Below are 15,820 nucleotides of genomic sequence, written 5' to 3'. Positions count from 1 at the left end.
GTGTGGGTGACTGGGTATTGAGCGGGCGTCCGGCATTCGCCGATTCGGCGATACGGAACTCGAGGCGCTTCGGGTCATCGAATGCCTAAAGAAGGTGGGGATGGAGATCAAGGACATCCGACTGTTCATGGAATGGTGCGCCGAGGGCCCATCAATATACCCCAAGCGCAAGGCAATGTTCGAGGAGCGGAAGGCCCACATGGAGTCGGAGATCGCCAACATGAACCGCGCGCTGGACATGTTGAAGTTCAAATGCTGGTACTACGAGCAAGCGATTCAAGATGGCAGTGAGGATAGGCTGGATGCGCTGTTTCCCGATGATTTGCCAGAAGAAATCAAAGACGCCTACGAAAACGCACACGCTCGATAAAGCCGTTCGCTACCCATGGTACTCAGGCAAGGAGCTCTTTCCGGGCAGAACAAAAAAGAAAGCCTCCGAACCAGAAGTTCCGGAGGCTTTCTTTTTCGTTATTTCGCTGGTGGCTTTGCTCTATAGCGATGGCGAAACAGCGACAGGTGGTACTCGGCGGCACCAAAACGCGAGTTCAGAAGCGAGTTCCCGCTATTCCCACTCCTGCTATTCACATGATTTATGGTGTTGACATCACAAGCCCTAGCATTGAGGTCGAAACGACCTTCGCAATCAACTGTGACAAATTGTCACAGTAGCTCTGAGATGGGAACACTTTTCAAAAAATGAGAAATTATCACGTGCATGCCGAGTACGAAGACACTCTGACTATATCTTACTAGCCAGATCGGCAGCCTCTCTCGCATTGGTTGCCATGCCCATGTACTCCATGCCGTAGAGCCCGGCGAAGCGGCTCACGGTGGACTCGGCGCGTTCCAGCATCGCGGGTGTTGGAGCTGATCCCTGGAAGGTGAAGAAGAGCCGTTTCCCCGCCATGCTGCCTGCGTCCACGGGGCCGTAGAAGCGGTCGAGCAGGTTGCGGATCATGCCCGAGAGGTCATGCCAGTAGACGGGCGAGCCGAGCACGATGGTGTCGGCCTGCTTGAAGCGGGCCAGCACCTGATCGAACTCGTCGTCGTCGAAGTGCTGCCCGTGGTCGTAGACCTTGTGGTCTGCGAGATCTATCTGGTCGAAATCATGACCGGCGAGGAGCCTTTGCCCAAGGGCGGAGGTGTTCCCGCCCTTCTCGCCGCCGTTGATGAAAAGGATGCTCATATCACTCACTCCTTAGAGGTTGCTTCCGAAGAACTCGATGAGCTTGCCCACAGCCTGGGAAACATAATCCGGCTTCCAATAGGTCTGGATGTGGGTCGCGCCCGGGATCTCGAAGATCTCGCGCACGGGAGCGTTCACGGCCGCCTCGTAGCAGTCGATGGTCATGTACCCCGTATCGGCATGGCTTCCCATCATCATGAGCAGCGGTACATTGATGAGCTCGGCCCCTTGGCGCGCATCCCATGCGGCGAGTTTCATGAGGCTCGACAGCGTGTAGCTGAAGGTGCTGCCCTCATGCGCCGCGTCGCGACCGTAATAGTAGTAGCCCTCGCGGTAGAGGTCGTAGGGCATGGCGTCTGCCTGCTCGGGTGTTGCGGTCTCGCACATGTTGGGAGTGAGCGCGGCGTCCTTACCGTCGGCCTCGTCCTGGCGAGCCTTGCATGCGGAGGCCAGACGCTCCTGGATGGAGTCGACCTGGCTTCCACGAAAGCCCTCGCGGCGCACCTCGCCGGAATTGAACAGCGACAACGTCGCCACGGCCTTGAGGCGCTTGTCGGTCTGCGCTGCCTTGAAGGTGTATCCGCCGCCTCCGCAGATGCCGAGCGCCGCCACGCGCTCGCGGTCGACTCCCGGGAACTGCATGATGATGTCGGTGGCGCGGAAGATGTCCTCCACGCGGTTCTCGGGCCAGTCGGTGCTCCTCGGCTCGCCTCCGCTCTCGCCCTGGTAGGCCGCGTCGAATGCGAGCGCGATATAACCGTTCTCGGCCAGCTTCTGGGCGTAGTTGCCCGCCACCTGGTCCTTCATGCCGCCGTTGGGATGCGCCACTACCACTGCCGGATAGCTCCCGTTCGGGTCGTAGCCAGCCGGGGTGTAGACGTTGGCCACCGCGAAGAAGTCGCGGTAGGGGTACTTGATGGCGTGGACGTTAACCTCGCCCTCGACGTTCTCGGTGATGGCGCCGCTGTAGACGAGCCCGAAGGGGTTGCCCATCACGGGAATGAACTCGCGCTCCGTGAATGCCTTGTCTGACATGATTCGTCCTTTCACTCGAATGGGTTCACTTAGGATGATAGATCTGCTTGCCCTGGCGCGGAATTGTCGACGTAGACGTGCCGTTGGCAAGAAGTCATGAGTTGTGCCAGAGGAGCGCCATCGCGTTGTACATGTAGCGGCTCGCCGCATGCCCGTCGTGGCCCTCGCTCTCTCCTATGCGGAAGATGAGGTTAGTGCCGTATTCACCAAAGCCCTCGCGGAACATGGGGTCTCTCGCCATGTCCTCCATTAGCGCCGTGAACGCGCGTCCGTTGAAGTCTTCGGTCCCGGTGGCGGCGATGATGAGGAAGTCGTCTGAACCGAATCCCTGCCGCTCTACGGCGCCGGCCCAGTACGATCCGCTTCCGGCATTTCCGCTGGCGGGGGCGAAATAGCGGAAATATGCGAGGCATTGCTCGAACACGTGCCATGTGGTCACAGACCCCTGGAAGGACGTGCACCCGCTGCTCACCTGCAAGCCGGTGCAGTGGGACTACCGCGGGCCCTTCGGGATTATGCACTCGCCCGAGCCGTCAGACAAGGTGAGGGCCCTCCTCGATGTCGTAGGCGCGATGACTTCGCTCGACAGTTGATCGGCTCGAACAGGGCCGGGGCGCGCCTCACCGCTTGCCCCAGCCGCATGCCTCAGCTCGATGAGAGGTTCTTCGCGAAGAACGGCGCGATGAACTTGAACGCCTCGTCGACGTAGGGATACAGGTCGTACATGTCGAAGTGCCCCGCCTCCGGGATGACGTGCATCTCCTTGTCGACTCCGGGTACGGCATCGAACACCTCGGTGGACGCCTCGCGGCTCCATGCGTTCTCTCCCGTGATGACAAGATAGGGCTTCTTCATGTCCTTCATGATGTCGACGACGTTGTACTTCACGAGCTCCAGCTGGCTCCAGGCGACAACCTGGTTCGTCCAGCCGCGCCTGTTCCCGCGGGAAGTGTAATAGTACGCCGCGCCCTCGTCGAACGCGCGGGGCATGAAGTTCAGAAATTCGATGGGACCGGTCCCGGCCTCATAGGCGGCCTTGGCCGCCTCTACCTCGTCCGCGGGCTTGAAGAATCCCGCCATGGCGGACTTGGAGATGTCTGCGATGGCAGGCACGATCGCCGCGACGGCCTTGAGGCGGGGAGCCCTCACTCCCGCCACGGACATGTAAGAGCCGGATCCGCAGATGCCGAGGCCGCCGATGCGGCTCTCGTCGACATAGGGAATGGAGGCCAGGAAGTCCGCGGCCCCCTCGATGTCCGTCTCCTTCACGTCGGGAAGCTCCTGGTAGCGCGGCGTCCCCGCGCTCTCGCCGAAGTAAGACCCGTCGAACACGAGCGTCACGTACCCGAGCTCGGCGAGGCGCTTCGCGTACACGCTTTGAGCCTGCTCCTTGATCGACAGCATTGGGCCGGTCACCACGACGGCCGGGTACGACTTCGACACGTTGAGGTCGTCGGGGGTATAGAGGATGCCTGCCAGATTGAGGTCCAGCTCCTTGTTCTTGAAAGATACCTTCTGAAAGTCCATGCTCTCATTCCTTTCCTTGAGTGATGCAAAGATCGATGGCTTACTTCTGTGAGTCGTAGTCGAGCTTGGTGGCAGCGTAGGACTCGAGCTTCTCCCGGGAAGGCTCGTAGTAGCACTTTGTGCCGTCGAGCTTGGCGATGCGATCCATCTCCTCGTCCGTGAGGACGAAGTCGAAGATGGCGGCGTTGTCGGTGATGTGCGCCGGATTCGTGCTCTACCCGCAACCCCCGCTCAACACCCGGTCACCCACACTCAAATCGGAAGAGCCATATTAGTTCTCGAGCTTGCGTGTTGCGGCGAGCATGACGAGCAGTGCTACGACCATGAGGATGGCCGAAACAGTCAATGGTGTCGAATAGTGCGGACTAAACACGAGAAGACCGGTAAGTCCGGCAACTCCCGTGGTAGCACCCATTTGGTGGCCGGTGTTGACGATGCCGGAAGCAGCTCCCGCCTCGCTGGGGCTGCTGTGCCAGATCCCCACGGAGGTGATTGGGCCAAAGGATGCACCCTGCCCAAATCCAGTGAGGACCATGCCAAGTAGGAGAATTGGGAGGTTGCCGTGCATGCCCCAGGCGATCAAGCCGAGCCCCGCGGCAGTGCTCGCAAGTCCAGTTAGGAGCAGGCGCCGGAGCCCGAAACGAGTGACAAGGGAACTGACCATCATCCCGGTGGCACCTTGCGGGATGCAATTGACGAGCATGAGCAAACCGGCGGTCAGGGCAGAGTATCCCAGGGTGAGCTCAAAGTATTGTGTGGTCATGAAGTACATGCCGAAAAGGGACGCGGCAAACAGGACTCGGGCAATTAGTGTCAGGCCACGAACCCGGTGGCGCCACAGGTGCTCGGGAAGAATTGGCGCAGAAGCTTTACGCTCCCATGCGACTGCCATGACAAGAATGATCGCCCCAATTATTCCTGGCAGAACACTGCGTTCCACTAGGGCTAGGGTGATCAGAAACATGGAACTGGTCAGCAGGACCGCACCTAGCAGGTCGAACCGGCCCGGCCGCGAAGGTAAAGCAGGTAAATACCGCACGGCAAGCACGAGTACTACCACCGCGATGGGGACATTAATCCAGAACCCGAACCGCCAAGATAAGAAAGTAGTGATCAACCCGCCGATCAGCATGCCGCCAGAGGATCCTAGACCGGCCATTGTGCCGTAGGCAGCTGTGGCTCGGGTCCGTTTGACCGTGTCATGAAAGACGGCCGTAATGAGCGTCAGGGACGTGGGCGCAACTACAGCAGCGCCAAGGCCCTGCAGGGCACGTGCAGCGATCAGGGTATGAGCGGTTGAGGCCGCTCCCACGATCAGGGAAGCCACCGCGAAGACGATCAAACCGCCCAAGAAAACACGGGTACGGCCCCACACTTCACCCAATTGTGCGCCCAGTAAGAGTGCCCCGCCAAAGGCCAGAGTGTAAGCATCTTGCACCCAGGACATTTCGGCAGCACTAAGACCAAGATCTGCCTTCATCACCGGTACGGAAGTAAAGACAATGGAAGAATCCAGCAGGATCATGAAATACGTTAATAGAATCAGAATGAGGACCGGCTTTTCCTGGGGCGTGAACCGGACACTGTCGTTTCCTGACATAAGAACGTCCTTCCTTTGAGTAGAATGTGGGGTCGTTTTTGGGAGCACGAAATCCAGGTAGGCTGGGAATCGTCCTGCCTACCTGCGGTTAGTGTTCTGAAGAAGGCTAATCAGGCAGTCTCAGATGACACTGGGGCCAACAGACTCGATTGGTATTCAATCTCGCCGGAACGCACTCCGGCATAGAACTCCATCTTCGAATCAATAAACCCCAGCATCTCCTTAAGTAGTGCGATTTTGTCCTCAACAACCTGGCGTTGCGCAATCAGCATGACTTCGCGCTCCGGGATGCTCTCTTCTCCCTGGAGACAAAGTTCCATGTAATGGCGCATTTGCTCGATACCCATGCCGCATTCGCGCAGGCAGTGCAGGCCCTTGAGCCAGGCGATGTCGTGGTCGTCAAAGACACGGTAGTTGTTCTCATCTCGCATTACTCGGGGGACTAGATTGATTTTGCAGTAGTAGCGCACGGTTTCAACCGCGACACCACTGACCTCAGCTGCCTCCTTCGTTGAATACAACCTGCTCATGAGTGCCCTAGCTGTTGTTACGTCGCTGAGCAATCAGATCGGTGAAGAAATCCACCGTGCCGATTGTCTCGTGATCAAAGAACAATGACGCCCCGGCGTCCAAACCTGCGATAGCGGCCATATCCGCCTCAGTCAGAGCGAAATCATCAATCGCGAAGTTCTGCTGCATACGCTCCGTGTGTACTGACTTGGCCAGTGCCACAATCCCACGCTGATACAGCCAGCGCAACACCACTTGCGCCACTGACTTACCGTACTGCTGGCCAATACCAGCCAACACTGGATTGTTGAACAAGCCTGAGCGGCCTTCACCAAAGGGCGCCCACGCTTCAACGGTAACTCCGAGCTTTTGCAGCTCAGCAACCCGCTCTACCTGCTGATGGAAGGGGTTAATCTCAATCTGGTTAACCACCGGATAGACGGTGTTGAACGAACCCAGATCGTGCAGGCGAGCTGGAGTGAAGTTAGAGACCCCGATGGAGTGAATCAGCCCATCCGCCTGGGCTTGCTCCAGGGCCCGCCAGGAACCGTAAACATCATTGAACGGCTGATGCAGCAGCATCAAATCCACATATTCAAGCCCCAGCTTCTCCAGAGAAGCCTTCACACTGGCATAGGTGGCATCCTCACCATAGTTGTCCAACCAGACCTTCGTGGTGACGAACAGTTCGCTGCGGTCGATCCCGCTGCGACGGATACCCGCACCTACGGCCTCCTCGTTGAAGTAAGACTGTGCGGTATCGATATGGCGGTAGCCGACTTCAATAGCCTGAGCCACCGCGTCAGCAGTCTGCTCGGCTGGAATCTGGAAAACTCCGAAACCCTGAGCGGGGATGGAATGACCGTCAGACATGGTCAACGCGTCAAGCATGACACTCTCCTTCTTCAGTCAATGAATGGAACATAATCATCTAACAACTTGGGAGCAACTCCCAAGCAAATCCAGTGAGAGTCTGCTCCGCCCCGTGTCCGGTTTCGCCCTGCCCCAAGGACGCATGGGTGAGCGGAACACTCAAGGGGTTAACACTTCTTGCCTCGTCGGCAGTGCAGTGAGCACCTCTCGGGGTCCAACAATGGCAGTACCAGGCTGCCACCCCAGGCCGCTCAGAAAGGCACATACACCAAGAGCAAAAAGTATTTCTCTTGTTGCACACCCTCAAAAATCAGTGGTGGCAACTATTGTCAGAGGATATAAAGAAGGGACTCCGGCAACGCTGCCGTTCCCGGCAATATTATCGGAATCCCTTGTTTTCAAGGCGTTTTATGCACTTTTAATCCTTGACCCTTGACATCAATACGACTGTCTCGACATGGGTCGTGTGCGGGAACATGTCGAAGAGGCGGCCCTCGACGGGACGCAGGGAGGGCATGGCCGCCAGGTCCTTGGCGAGCGTCACAGGGTTACACGAGGAGTAGATGACGCGCGGCGCGTCGCACTCGTTCAGGTAGGTTGCCAGGTCGGCCCCGATGCCTCGCCGCGGCGGGTTGACGACGATCACGTCGGGCATGTCCTCGGGCGACTGGGCGCGCGCCCACGTGGTCGCATCCTCCGCGATGAAGGTGGCAGCAGCGCGCGACAGGCCCGCGTGGCGCGCGGCGCTGATCGCCGAGGAGATCGCCCCGGAGGACACCTCGACGCCGGTGACGCGCGGGAATCCGGCGCGAGCACAGGCGAGGGCGAAGCCGCCGACGCCGCAGTACAGGTCCCACAGGCTTTCGGGCAGCCGCCCATCGGCGAAGGGACGCGACGCCCACAGCGCGGCCTGCTCGTACAGGGCGGAGGCAACGTGTGCGTTCGTCTGCGTGAAGGAGCGAGGCCCCAGCTCGAGGCCCTCCACGGACAGTGGCAGCGTGCGTGCGCGCGTCAGGATGATCTCGTCGGGGCCTTCGACGATGGCCTCGTGCGTGGGGTGGATGTTCGCGGTGACGACGTGGGCGCTGGGCACGAGGTCGCGCAGCAGCGGCAGCGCCGAGCGGATGTCGGAGACGCGCTCGCGCGTGCGTAGCACGAAGCGGATCATGAGCCGCTGGTCCGCGCCCACGGTGATGAGGATGTTTTTGAGCTCCCCGTGCTTGGTGGGGACGTCGTAGGGCGTCAGGTCCAGGGAGCGGATGAAGCGCTTGAGGCCAGGCGTTGCGCGGTTGATTGCCGGGTGTTGGATGGGGCAGCCGGGCAGGTCGATGCCGCGCCGGTCGGGTCCGAGAATCCCCAGTGTGGGTCGACGACGGGTTCCTCCGACGACGAGCTTTGCGCTCGTGCGAAATCCCTTCTGCGGGGACGAGGCCGGGGCCAGCCAGACGATCTCGCCCGCTCCCGGGACGGGGGAGAGGGTGGCTGCGATGGTCTCCGCCTTGCCGGCGAGCTGGCGCTCGTAGGGCTGGGGGAGGAGGGAGCAGGACCGACAGGTCCCGGCGTCAAAGTGGTCGCAGCGCATTCCTCAAGTGTAAGTGGGGGCGGGGCGTACCGTCAGGTACGCCCCGCCCCCACCTGTGGTGGTTATGCCCACGCGGCGCTTAGGCCTCGTGGCGGCGCGAGCGGCGGATGAACGCCGTGCCCACTCCGGCAACCGCCAGGGCGCACGCCCCGACGATCAGCGCGTTGGAACCTGTGCGGGCCAGGCCGCTCTTGCTTCGCTTGCCGCCCTTGCGTCTCTGGTCGGCGCTCGGCGAGGGGACAGCCGAGGGATGGGTGCTCGGCTCAGCGCTCGGTTGGTCGCTCGGCTCAGTACTCGGATCGGCGGAGGGAGCGGGCGCGGGGGTCGCGGTGACCGTCAGAGGGGCCGAGGCCTCGGCGGCGGGAGACTCCGCGGCGGCGACAACCGTGTGGTCCCCGGCCTCGGTGGCGGCGGGAACCGTTACCTCGGCGGTGAAGGAACCAGTGTCATCCGTGGTGGCCGTGCCGATCTCGACGGGGTCGGAGTGCAGAGTGAGGCTCACCGGAGAGGAGGGGGCGAAGCCCGTGCCCGTCACGGTGACGGTCTTGCCAGCCTCGACGGCCTGGGGGGGCGACGGTGATGGTGGGGGTCGAGAGTTTCTCGGACTTGACGGTCACGGAGGCGACGGTCGCGTCCTTACCGAAGCCCTTGAGCGCGTACGCCGGGTTGGCGTAGGACAGGGTGACGCGCGCCGTGGCGTGCTGGCCGAGGGTGAAGGGACCGACGCCCGCCTTGAGGTCGGCAACGGTCAAGCCCTTCACCTCCTGGTCGCCCACGGTTACCTTGTATTTCGCGTAGTCGTCCGTGAAGCCCTCGGTGTCGAAGGAGATGCGCACGCCCGAGGCGACCTTGTCACCGGAGGTGATGGAGGCCGTGAAACTGGTTTCGCCGGTCTTAGGGGTGGGGGCCTTGAACTTTTCGAGGCCGGTGGCGGGGATTGTGGTCGCCTGCTCGCCGATGGTGGTCAGGCCGGTGGGCACGTAGGTGGGAGCGCCCTTCGTGGTGACCGTGACGACGGGGAGGATCTCGTCGGGCTGCGCGGGCAGTGTGATGACGAGGTCGTTGCCCTCGACCGTGTAGCTGAGGGGTGTGTCGGAGCCGTCCAGCTTCACCGAGGTGATGTCGTTGGTGCCGGCACCGCGCAGCGTGACCATGCCGTCGGTCGGCCACTTCTCGATGCCCAGATAGATGTGGGAGTCATCGACCATGGTCTTGCCCCAGGATTCGATGGGGAAGTAGGTTGGGCGCGAGTTGCCCAGGATGCCGGGGTGTGCGCGGTTCCAGTCGCCGATGCCCGTCAGGACCGAGGCGTCCCACGGATCGTAGGAGCCGTCGAACTTCGGGCCGACGTTGAAGAGGAACTGACCGCCCAGGGCCACGGTTGAGAACATGTTGCCCACGATCTCGGTGGTCTTCGTGTGGGCGCTGCCCGGGGCCTTACGCAGGGCCGTCGTGTTGTCGACCTGCTGGATGTGATCCCAGTCTTCCTCGGTGTAGTCCGGGTAGCCGGTGTCCTTGTAGGTGGGGGCAGCGTCGTCCCAGTTGGCGTAGCCCCAGGTCTTGTGGAAGATCGAGACAGCCGACTCCCAGGGACCCTGGGTCTGCTCGGACTGCATCTCGTTGTCCCATCCGACCTCGAAGTCCGCGCGGTCGTTGCCCACGCGCGAGTTGATCATGATGTTTGGCTGGAGTTCGTGCGCCCACGCGCGCAACTGGTCGGACTGGGCGGGGTTGGGCTTGCCCATGTCGTACCACAGCTCGGTGATCTCGCCGTACTTGCCGCCGAGGAGTTCCTTGAGCTGCTCATGGATGTAGTCCATGTAGCCCTCTTCATCGAGCGTGTTGGCGTTCGTCCACGGGTCCTCCGGCTGCTTCTCCCAGTCGATGTTGGAGAAGTAGAGACCGAACTTGATGCCGACCTTCTGGCAGGCCTGCGACAGCTCGAGGATCGGGTCGCGGTGGGAGGGGGATTGCTTGGTGAAGTTGTAATCGGTCGTGGCCGTGTCCCACATGGCGAAGCCGTCGTGGTGCTTGGACGTGATGAGCAGCATCTTCATGCCGGTGTCCTTGGCCTGCTGACACCATGCAGTCGCATCGAAGTTGGGGGCTTCGAAGGTTTGGGCGGTGGCCAGGTACTCCTCGCGAGGGATGCCTTGCAGGGGGATTCTCTGGTCCCAGGTCTGTTGGTGACCCCACGCCTTAATCTGCTCGGGATAGCCCACTTCCTGCTTCTGGCCCTTGTACCAGCCTGCGTAGGAGGAGTAGACGCCCCAGTGGATGAACATGGCGTACTTCATATCCTGCCACTGCGCCACCTTCGCTTCGCTGGACGCTGGCACGGCTGCAGGGATCGCGTAGCGTGCGTCGTAGGTGGTCTGGGCGGCGGGCGTGGTGGGCTGTGCGTCGTCGGTCGCAGGCGTGTCTGCCAAGGCGGGACCTGCCATTCCTAATGTCAGTAGGCTGGCGAGGAGGCTGCCAGCCAGTCGGTTTGTGATGCGCATCAAGTCTCCATTGATTGACGGGATCTCTCGAACGGTGAGAGTGCCTCTAGTCTGCCAGAGCATTGATGCGCTGTGCCACTGTTTAACTTTGCGTTTCCTTACGTAGGGCTTTCGCGTTACTTACTAAGTGGCTTCATGTGCTTGTTTTAGTGCGTGAGGGAGCGGGGGGTTGGTGTGAGCTTGCCGATAGGGGAATAAATCTGCGAAATGAAAGTTGAGTACATCAGACTCATGTTTTGAGTGACTCGCACTGAGGGGGCCTTGGGCGGGGAATAAAATCCAAGCCCTCAAAGTTGAGTACACCAGACTCAGGTTTGGGAGCTAGGGGTTGCGGAATAAAAACCCGGCTCCTAAAGTTGAGTACATCAGACTCAAGGATGTGTCGGGAGCTTCCCGGCACCACATAGACCACACAGACCAACGCGAGGCACTCCGGAAGCGGAGAGGGCCTAGCGAATGAAAGGACAACAACCATGGCACGTGCAGTCGGTATCGACCTCGGCACCACCAACTCCGCTATCGCCGTCCTCGAAGGCGGAGAGCCCACCATCATCCCGAACGCTGAAGGTGCTCGTACGACCCCCTCGGTCGTCGCCTTCTCCAAGACCGGCGAGGTCCTGGTTGGCGAGATCGCCAAGCGTCAGGCGGTCACCAACGTTGACCGCACCATCTCCTCCGTCAAGCGCCACATGGGCACCGACTGGACCACGGAGATCGACGGCAAGAAGTACACCGCGCAGGAAATCTCCGCGCGTATCCTCCAGAAGCTGAAGAGGGACGCCGAGGCCTACCTGGGTGAGCCCGTCACCGAAGCCGTCATTACGGTTCCCGCCTACTTCAACGACGCGCAGCGTCAGGCCACCAAGGACGCCGGACAGATCGCCGGCCTCAAGGTCGAGCGCATCGTCAACGAGCCCACCGCCGCGGCCCTGGCCTACGGCCTCGAAAAGGGCAAGGAAGACGAGCTCATCCTGGTCTTCGACCTCGGTGGCGGCACGTTCGACGTGTCCCTCCTCGAGGTGGGCAAGGATGACGACGGCTTCTCCACCATTCAGGTGCGCGCCACCTCCGGTGACAACCACCTGGGTGGCGACGACTGGGATCAGCGCATCGTCAACTGGCTGATCGACCAGGTCAAGGCCAAGACCGGCGCCGACCTGTCCAAGGACGCGGTCGCCCTCCAGCGCCTGAAGGAAGCTGCCGAGCAGGCGAAGAAGGAGCTGTCCTCCGCGACCTCCACGAACATCTCGCTGCAGTACCTGTCCATGACCGCCGATGGCCCCATCCACCTGGATGAGACCCTCACGCGCGCCAAGTTCGAGGAACTGACCGAGGATCTGCTCGAGCGCACCAAGAAGCCCTTCCGTGACGTCATGGCCGAGGCCGACGTGACCGTCTCCGAGATCGACCACGTCGTTCTCGTCGGTGGCTCCACCCGTATGCCCGCCGTCACCGAGGTCGTCAAGGAGCTGACCGGCGGTCGCGAGCCCAACAAGGGCGTCAACCCCGATGAGGTCGTCGCCGTGGGCGCCGCCCTGCAGGCCGGCGTCATCCAGGGTGACCGCAAGGACGTCCTGCTCATCGACGTGACCCCCCTGTCGCTCGGCATCGAGACCAAGGGAGGCGTCATGACCAAGCTCATCGACCGCAACACCGCGATCCCGACCAAGGCCTCGGAGATCTTCTCCACCGCCGAGGACGGCCAGCCCTCCGTGCTCATCCAGGTCTACCAGGGTGAGCGTGAGTTCGCCCGTGACAACAAGCTGCTCGGCACCTTCGAGCTGTCCGGCATTGCCCCGGCTCCCCGTGGCGTGCCGCAGATTGAGGTCACCTTCGACATCGACGCGAACGGCATCGTTCACGTCTCCGCGAAGGACCGCGGCACCGGCAAGGAGCAGTCGGTGACTATCACCGGCGGTTCCTCCCTGCCCAAGGAGGACATCGATCGCATGGTGCGCGAGGCCGAAGAGCACGCCGCCGAGGATAAGAAGCGTCGCGAGGAGGCTGACACCCGCAACCAGGCTGAGCAGGCCGTCTACTCGACGGAGAAGCTGCTCAAGGACGAGGCCGACAAGATCTCTGAGGCGACCCGCGAGGCCGTTCAGAAGGATGTCGACGCCGTCAAGGAAGCCCTCAAGGGTGATGACATCGAGGCCGTGAAGACCGCGATGGCGACCCTGTCCGAGTCCGGCATGAAGATCGGCCAGGAGATCTACGCCAAGCAGCAGGCCGACGAGGCCGCCGCGCAGGCAGCTCCTGCCCAGGACGACGTCGTGGACGCCGAAATCGTTGACGAGGACGACAAGTGAGCATCGAGGAAACCAACGGTTTCTCGGTGCCTAACGAAGACGCCAACGTCGCCGGGGCCGACTCCAACGAGTCGGCCCCGGCCGACCAGACGGCCCACACACCCGAGAACAACGAGACCACGCCCGGTTCGGAAAACGCCGCCCAGGCCTCGTCCGAGGCCTCTGCCGACGACATGAGCGCCTTCGAGGAGCAGGTCGGGGACTCCGACCTCGCCAAGGCTCTCGAGCGCATCGCGAGCGTTGAGGACCAGCTGGCCCGCGTCAACGCCGAGCTGTACAACCAGGGCCAGGAGTACGCCAACTACGTACGTCGCTCCAAGGAAGCCATTCCCGGCCATAAGACCGCGGGCCAGGATGAGGTCATCGACGCGCTTATCAGCGTCCTCGACGACATCGCCGCCGCCCGCGCACACGGTGACCTGGAGGACGGTCCCTTTGCGTCCATCGCCACGAAGCTCGAGGACACCCTCAAGACACGCTTCGAACTGGAACGCTACGGTGCCGCAGGTGAGGACTTCGACCCGAACCTGCACGACGCCCTCATGGCCACCACCAGCGCCGACGTCGACCGCCCCGTCATCGGGCAGGTCCTCACCAGCGGCTACCGCCGCGGCGAACGCGTCGTGCGCGCCGCGAAGGTGCTGGTGAATAACCCTGAATAACAGCAACAACACGCTCGTGACTGAAAGTGAGGTGAAACGCGCGTGAGTGAACAGGATTGGTTCTCGAAGGATTTCTACAAGGTCCTGGGAGTTGATAAGACAGCGGACAAGAAGGCCATTACGAAGGCCTACCGCAAGCTGGCGCGCAAGTGGCACCCGGATCAGAACCCGGGCGACAAAACAGTCGAAGCCAAGTTCAAGGAAATTGGTGAGGCATACGCGGTCCTGTCCAACGACGAGGATCGCAAGCGTTACGACGCGATTCGCGCGATGGCCGGCGGCGGAGCGCGCTTCTCCGCCGGATCGGGCGGCACGGGAGGCTTCGAGGACCTCTTCGGTGGCTTCAACGGCGGCGGTTTTGGCGGCGGCGGCCATAACGTACGCTTCCAGACCTCCGGCATGCCCGGCGGCGGCGCTGGTTTCGAGGACATCCTCTCCGGCCTCTTCGGAGGGGGTGGCAGCGCGAGCACGCGATTTGGGGGCGACCCTTACGGCTCGCCCTTCGGTGCCGGTAGCCATGCCCAGCAGGCGGCACCCACGCCCGAAAAGGGCGGGACGGTGCGCGCGAAGCTGTCCATCTCCTTCCGACAGGCCCTCAACGGTGCGACCTTGACCATCAAGGTCGGCGGCTCCCCGATCAAGGTCCGCATCCCTGCGGGCATCAAGGACGGTCAGAAGGTCCGCGTCAAGGGGCATGGCAAGCCGGGTATGCACGGCGGTTCCGCCGGCGACCTCGAGGTTGCCGTGACAGTCAAGCCCCACCCCGTGTACTCGCGCGAGGGTAACGACCTGGTCATGACACTGCCGGTGACAGTCTCCGAGGCCATCCTCGGTGCCACCATCGACGTGCCCATGATCGACGGCAACACGGCCACGGTCAAGGTGCCTGCGGGTTCCTCCTCGGGCGCGGAAATCCGCGTGCGCGGCGAGGGAGTGAAGACCTCGAAGACGACGGGTGACCTTATCGCTCGTCTGTCCATCCAGGTTCCCGCGAAGCCCAGCCGCGAACTCAAGAAGCTCGCGAAAGACATGGCGAAGGCTGAGGGCGACCTCGACGTGCGAGCCTCGCTGGCGAAGGCTGCTGAGGAGTAACCCATGGCGACGACCGGCCCGGACGAGCCGATCACCTTCGTTATCTCGGTCGCGGCCGAGCTGGCGGGGATGCACCCCCAAACCCTGCGGCAATACGACCGCCTGGGCCTGGTCATCCCCGCCCGCACGAAGGGACGAGGGCGGCGCTACACGAAACGCGACGTGCAACGCCTGCGTGACGTGCAGCGCATGAGTCAGGAAGAGGGCATCAACCTCGCTGGCATCCGTCGCATCCTCGAACTCGAGCGACGCGTCGAAGCTCTCGAAGCCGAACGTGACGCCCTGCGCGACGCCGTCGCTGCCTCCGAGGCGCGCCGCAACCGAGTGTTCGCGGCCTCCGCAGATGGCCAAGTCATGCCGATACGACGAGGCCAGCGTCCCTGGGATCACTCCTCGAAGCCCGCGGCCGCTTCCGGCGGCTCGCTCACCGTGTGGGATCCGATGCGCGCGCTCGCGTCCCTGGGTTCCTCCGGGACTCCGACACGCCATGCACTGCCGGGACCATCTTCGAGCGTGCGATCTGTCATCGAGGGAACGATCATCTCCCGCTGATACGGTCGCGCACCTGCTGGTCGACTTACCTGCGCGCCCCGACGCTCCCGCGTCGGGGCGGCACAGCGTATCGGAGAGTTCTGTCCGTGTTCTGGGTGCCTCCGGCTTCTCCCGCACGCTAACCCGCTATTCCGAGTGTGGGCGGCCATGCCCACGTGCGGGACAGGAGGCCCACGTGCGGGATACAGGACTCGGACTCGCACGAGCAGGCCCGCGTGTATGCTGTGGGTCCCTCCGCTCGAACTGCGTCGGTTGGGGTGCGTGGCCCGGTTGTTATGGCGGCCCGATAGCGTCCAGGATGGGTCAGCGCGTCGCCGGGAGACAAAAAGGAGCTGCGGGACCCATCCAACGGATGAGTCCCGCAGCCTAATTCGATCAAGGATCCGGGGGC

The 15,820-nt window shown here is 62.1% G+C and carries 13 protein-coding genes and 1 pseudogene; 5 read left to right on the top strand and 9 right to left on the bottom strand.

The features are described from left to right. Positions 1–10: 10 nt before the first annotated feature. The gene (locus tag QZ149_RS01635; RefSeq protein ID WP_366488062.1) at positions 11–370 is read left to right on the top strand and encodes a MerR family transcriptional regulator; all 360 of its coding nucleotides are present in this window, start codon (positions 11–13) and stop codon (positions 368–370) included. 369 nt (positions 371–739) lie between these two features. Here the strand turns inward: QZ149_RS01635 and QZ149_RS01630 are convergent, their stop codons facing one another. From QZ149_RS01630 to QZ149_RS01590, 9 genes and pseudogenes are all read right to left on the bottom strand, one after another. Beyond that, positions 740–1,186 carry an NAD(P)H-dependent oxidoreductase gene (locus QZ149_RS01630; RefSeq protein ID WP_291449164.1) on the bottom strand — a complete coding sequence of 149 codons (447 nt, stop codon included), beginning with the start codon at positions 1,184–1,186 and terminating at the stop codon, positions 740–742. Between the two features lie 12 nt (positions 1,187–1,198). After that, a complete protein-coding gene (locus tag QZ149_RS01625) occupies positions 1,199–2,221 on the bottom strand; it encodes an alpha/beta hydrolase (protein ID WP_291449161.1) in 1,023 nt (340 codons plus the stop codon). Positions 2,222–2,315: 94 nt separating this feature from the next. After that, positions 2,316–2,660: a hypothetical protein gene (locus QZ149_RS01620; RefSeq protein WP_291449158.1), complete on the bottom strand. Its 345-nt coding sequence runs from the start codon at positions 2,658–2,660 to the stop codon at positions 2,316–2,318. Between the two features lie 206 nt (positions 2,661–2,866). Further along, positions 2,867–3,748 carry an alpha/beta hydrolase gene (locus tag QZ149_RS01615; protein ID WP_291449155.1) on the bottom strand — a complete coding sequence of 294 codons (882 nt, stop codon included), beginning with the start codon at positions 3,746–3,748 and terminating at the stop codon, positions 2,867–2,869. 271 nt (positions 3,749–4,019) lie between these two features. Further along, positions 4,020–5,348 (bottom strand): MFS transporter, encoded by a 1,329-nt coding sequence (locus QZ149_RS01610; protein ID WP_291449153.1) that lies wholly within the window; start codon positions 5,346–5,348, stop codon positions 4,020–4,022. A 110-nt stretch (positions 5,349–5,458) separates the two neighbouring features. Then, positions 5,459–5,878 (bottom strand): MerR family transcriptional regulator, encoded by a 420-nt coding sequence (locus QZ149_RS01605; protein ID WP_291449150.1) that lies wholly within the window; start codon positions 5,876–5,878, stop codon positions 5,459–5,461. Positions 5,879–5,885: 7 nt separating this feature from the next. Beyond that, positions 5,886–6,749, bottom strand: a complete 864-nt coding sequence (locus QZ149_RS01600) for an aldo/keto reductase (RefSeq protein ID WP_291449147.1) — start codon at positions 6,747–6,749, stop codon at positions 5,886–5,888. 400 nt (positions 6,750–7,149) lie between these two features. Next, on the bottom strand, positions 7,150–8,313 hold the full coding sequence (locus tag QZ149_RS01595; RefSeq protein WP_291449144.1) for an SAM-dependent methyltransferase: 1,164 nt from the start codon (positions 8,311–8,313) through the stop codon (positions 7,150–7,152). Between the two features lie 79 nt (positions 8,314–8,392). Then, a pseudogene (locus QZ149_RS01590) lies at positions 8,393–10,814 on the bottom strand (alpha-L-fucosidase). Between the two features lie 473 nt (positions 10,815–11,287). Between QZ149_RS01590 and dnaK the strand changes: the two are divergent. The 4 genes from dnaK to QZ149_RS01570 are packed head-to-tail and all read left to right on the top strand — an operon-like array spanning position 11,288 to position 15,429. Then, entirely contained in the window at positions 11,288–13,123 is a 1,836-nt protein-coding gene (dnaK, locus tag QZ149_RS01585; protein WP_291449142.1) for a molecular chaperone DnaK, read from the top strand. Further along, entirely contained in the window at positions 13,120–13,785 is a 666-nt protein-coding gene (gene grpE, locus QZ149_RS01580; RefSeq protein WP_291449140.1) for a nucleotide exchange factor GrpE, read from the top strand. Before dnaK ends, grpE begins: the two co-directional genes overlap by 4 nt. Positions 13,786–13,827: 42 nt before the next feature. Beyond that, positions 13,828–14,877, top strand: a complete 1,050-nt coding sequence (locus QZ149_RS01575; RefSeq protein ID WP_291449138.1) for a DnaJ C-terminal domain-containing protein — start codon at positions 13,828–13,830, stop codon at positions 14,875–14,877. A gap of 3 nt (positions 14,878–14,880) precedes the next feature. Then, positions 14,881–15,429, top strand: coding sequence for a helix-turn-helix transcriptional regulator (locus QZ149_RS01570; protein WP_291449135.1), 549 nt, complete (start codon positions 14,881–14,883; stop codon positions 15,427–15,429). Positions 15,430–15,820: the final 391 nt, after the last annotated feature.

This window comes from Actinomyces sp. ICM47 (assembly GCF_905369875.1).
GTDB lineage: Bacteria > Actinomycetota > Actinomycetes > Actinomycetales > Actinomycetaceae > Pauljensenia.
The sequence above is the reverse complement of the archived record's forward strand: the minus strand, read 5'-3'. Positions and strand labels throughout refer to the sequence as shown.

Bases quoted from the DNA above. Each gene is read 5' to 3' on its own strand.
- QZ149_RS01625 (WP_291449161.1), bottom strand. From the start codon at position 2,221: ATGTCAGACAAGGCATTCACGGAGCGCGAGTTCATTCCCGTGATGGGC.
- QZ149_RS01605 (WP_291449150.1), bottom strand. From the start codon at position 5,878: ATGAGCAGGTTGTATTCAACGAAGGAGGCAGCTGAGGTCAGTGGTGTC.
- QZ149_RS01630 (WP_291449164.1), bottom strand. From the start codon at position 1,186: ATGAGCATCCTTTTCATCAACGGCGGCGAGAAGGGCGGGAACACCTCC.
- QZ149_RS01610 (WP_291449153.1), bottom strand. From the start codon at position 5,348: ATGTCAGGAAACGACAGTGTCCGGTTCACGCCCCAGGAAAAGCCGGTC.
- QZ149_RS01600 (WP_291449147.1), bottom strand. From the start codon at position 6,749: ATGCTTGACGCGTTGACCATGTCTGACGGTCATTCCATCCCCGCTCAG.
- dnaK (WP_291449142.1), top strand. From the start codon at position 11,288: ATGGCACGTGCAGTCGGTATCGACCTCGGCACCACCAACTCCGCTATC.
- QZ149_RS01595 (WP_291449144.1), bottom strand. From the start codon at position 8,313: ATGCGCTGCGACCACTTTGACGCCGGGACCTGTCGGTCCTGCTCCCTC.
- QZ149_RS01570 (WP_291449135.1), top strand. From the start codon at position 14,881: ATGGCGACGACCGGCCCGGACGAGCCGATCACCTTCGTTATCTCGGTC.
- QZ149_RS01615 (WP_291449155.1), bottom strand. From the start codon at position 3,748: ATGGACTTTCAGAAGGTATCTTTCAAGAACAAGGAGCTGGACCTCAAT.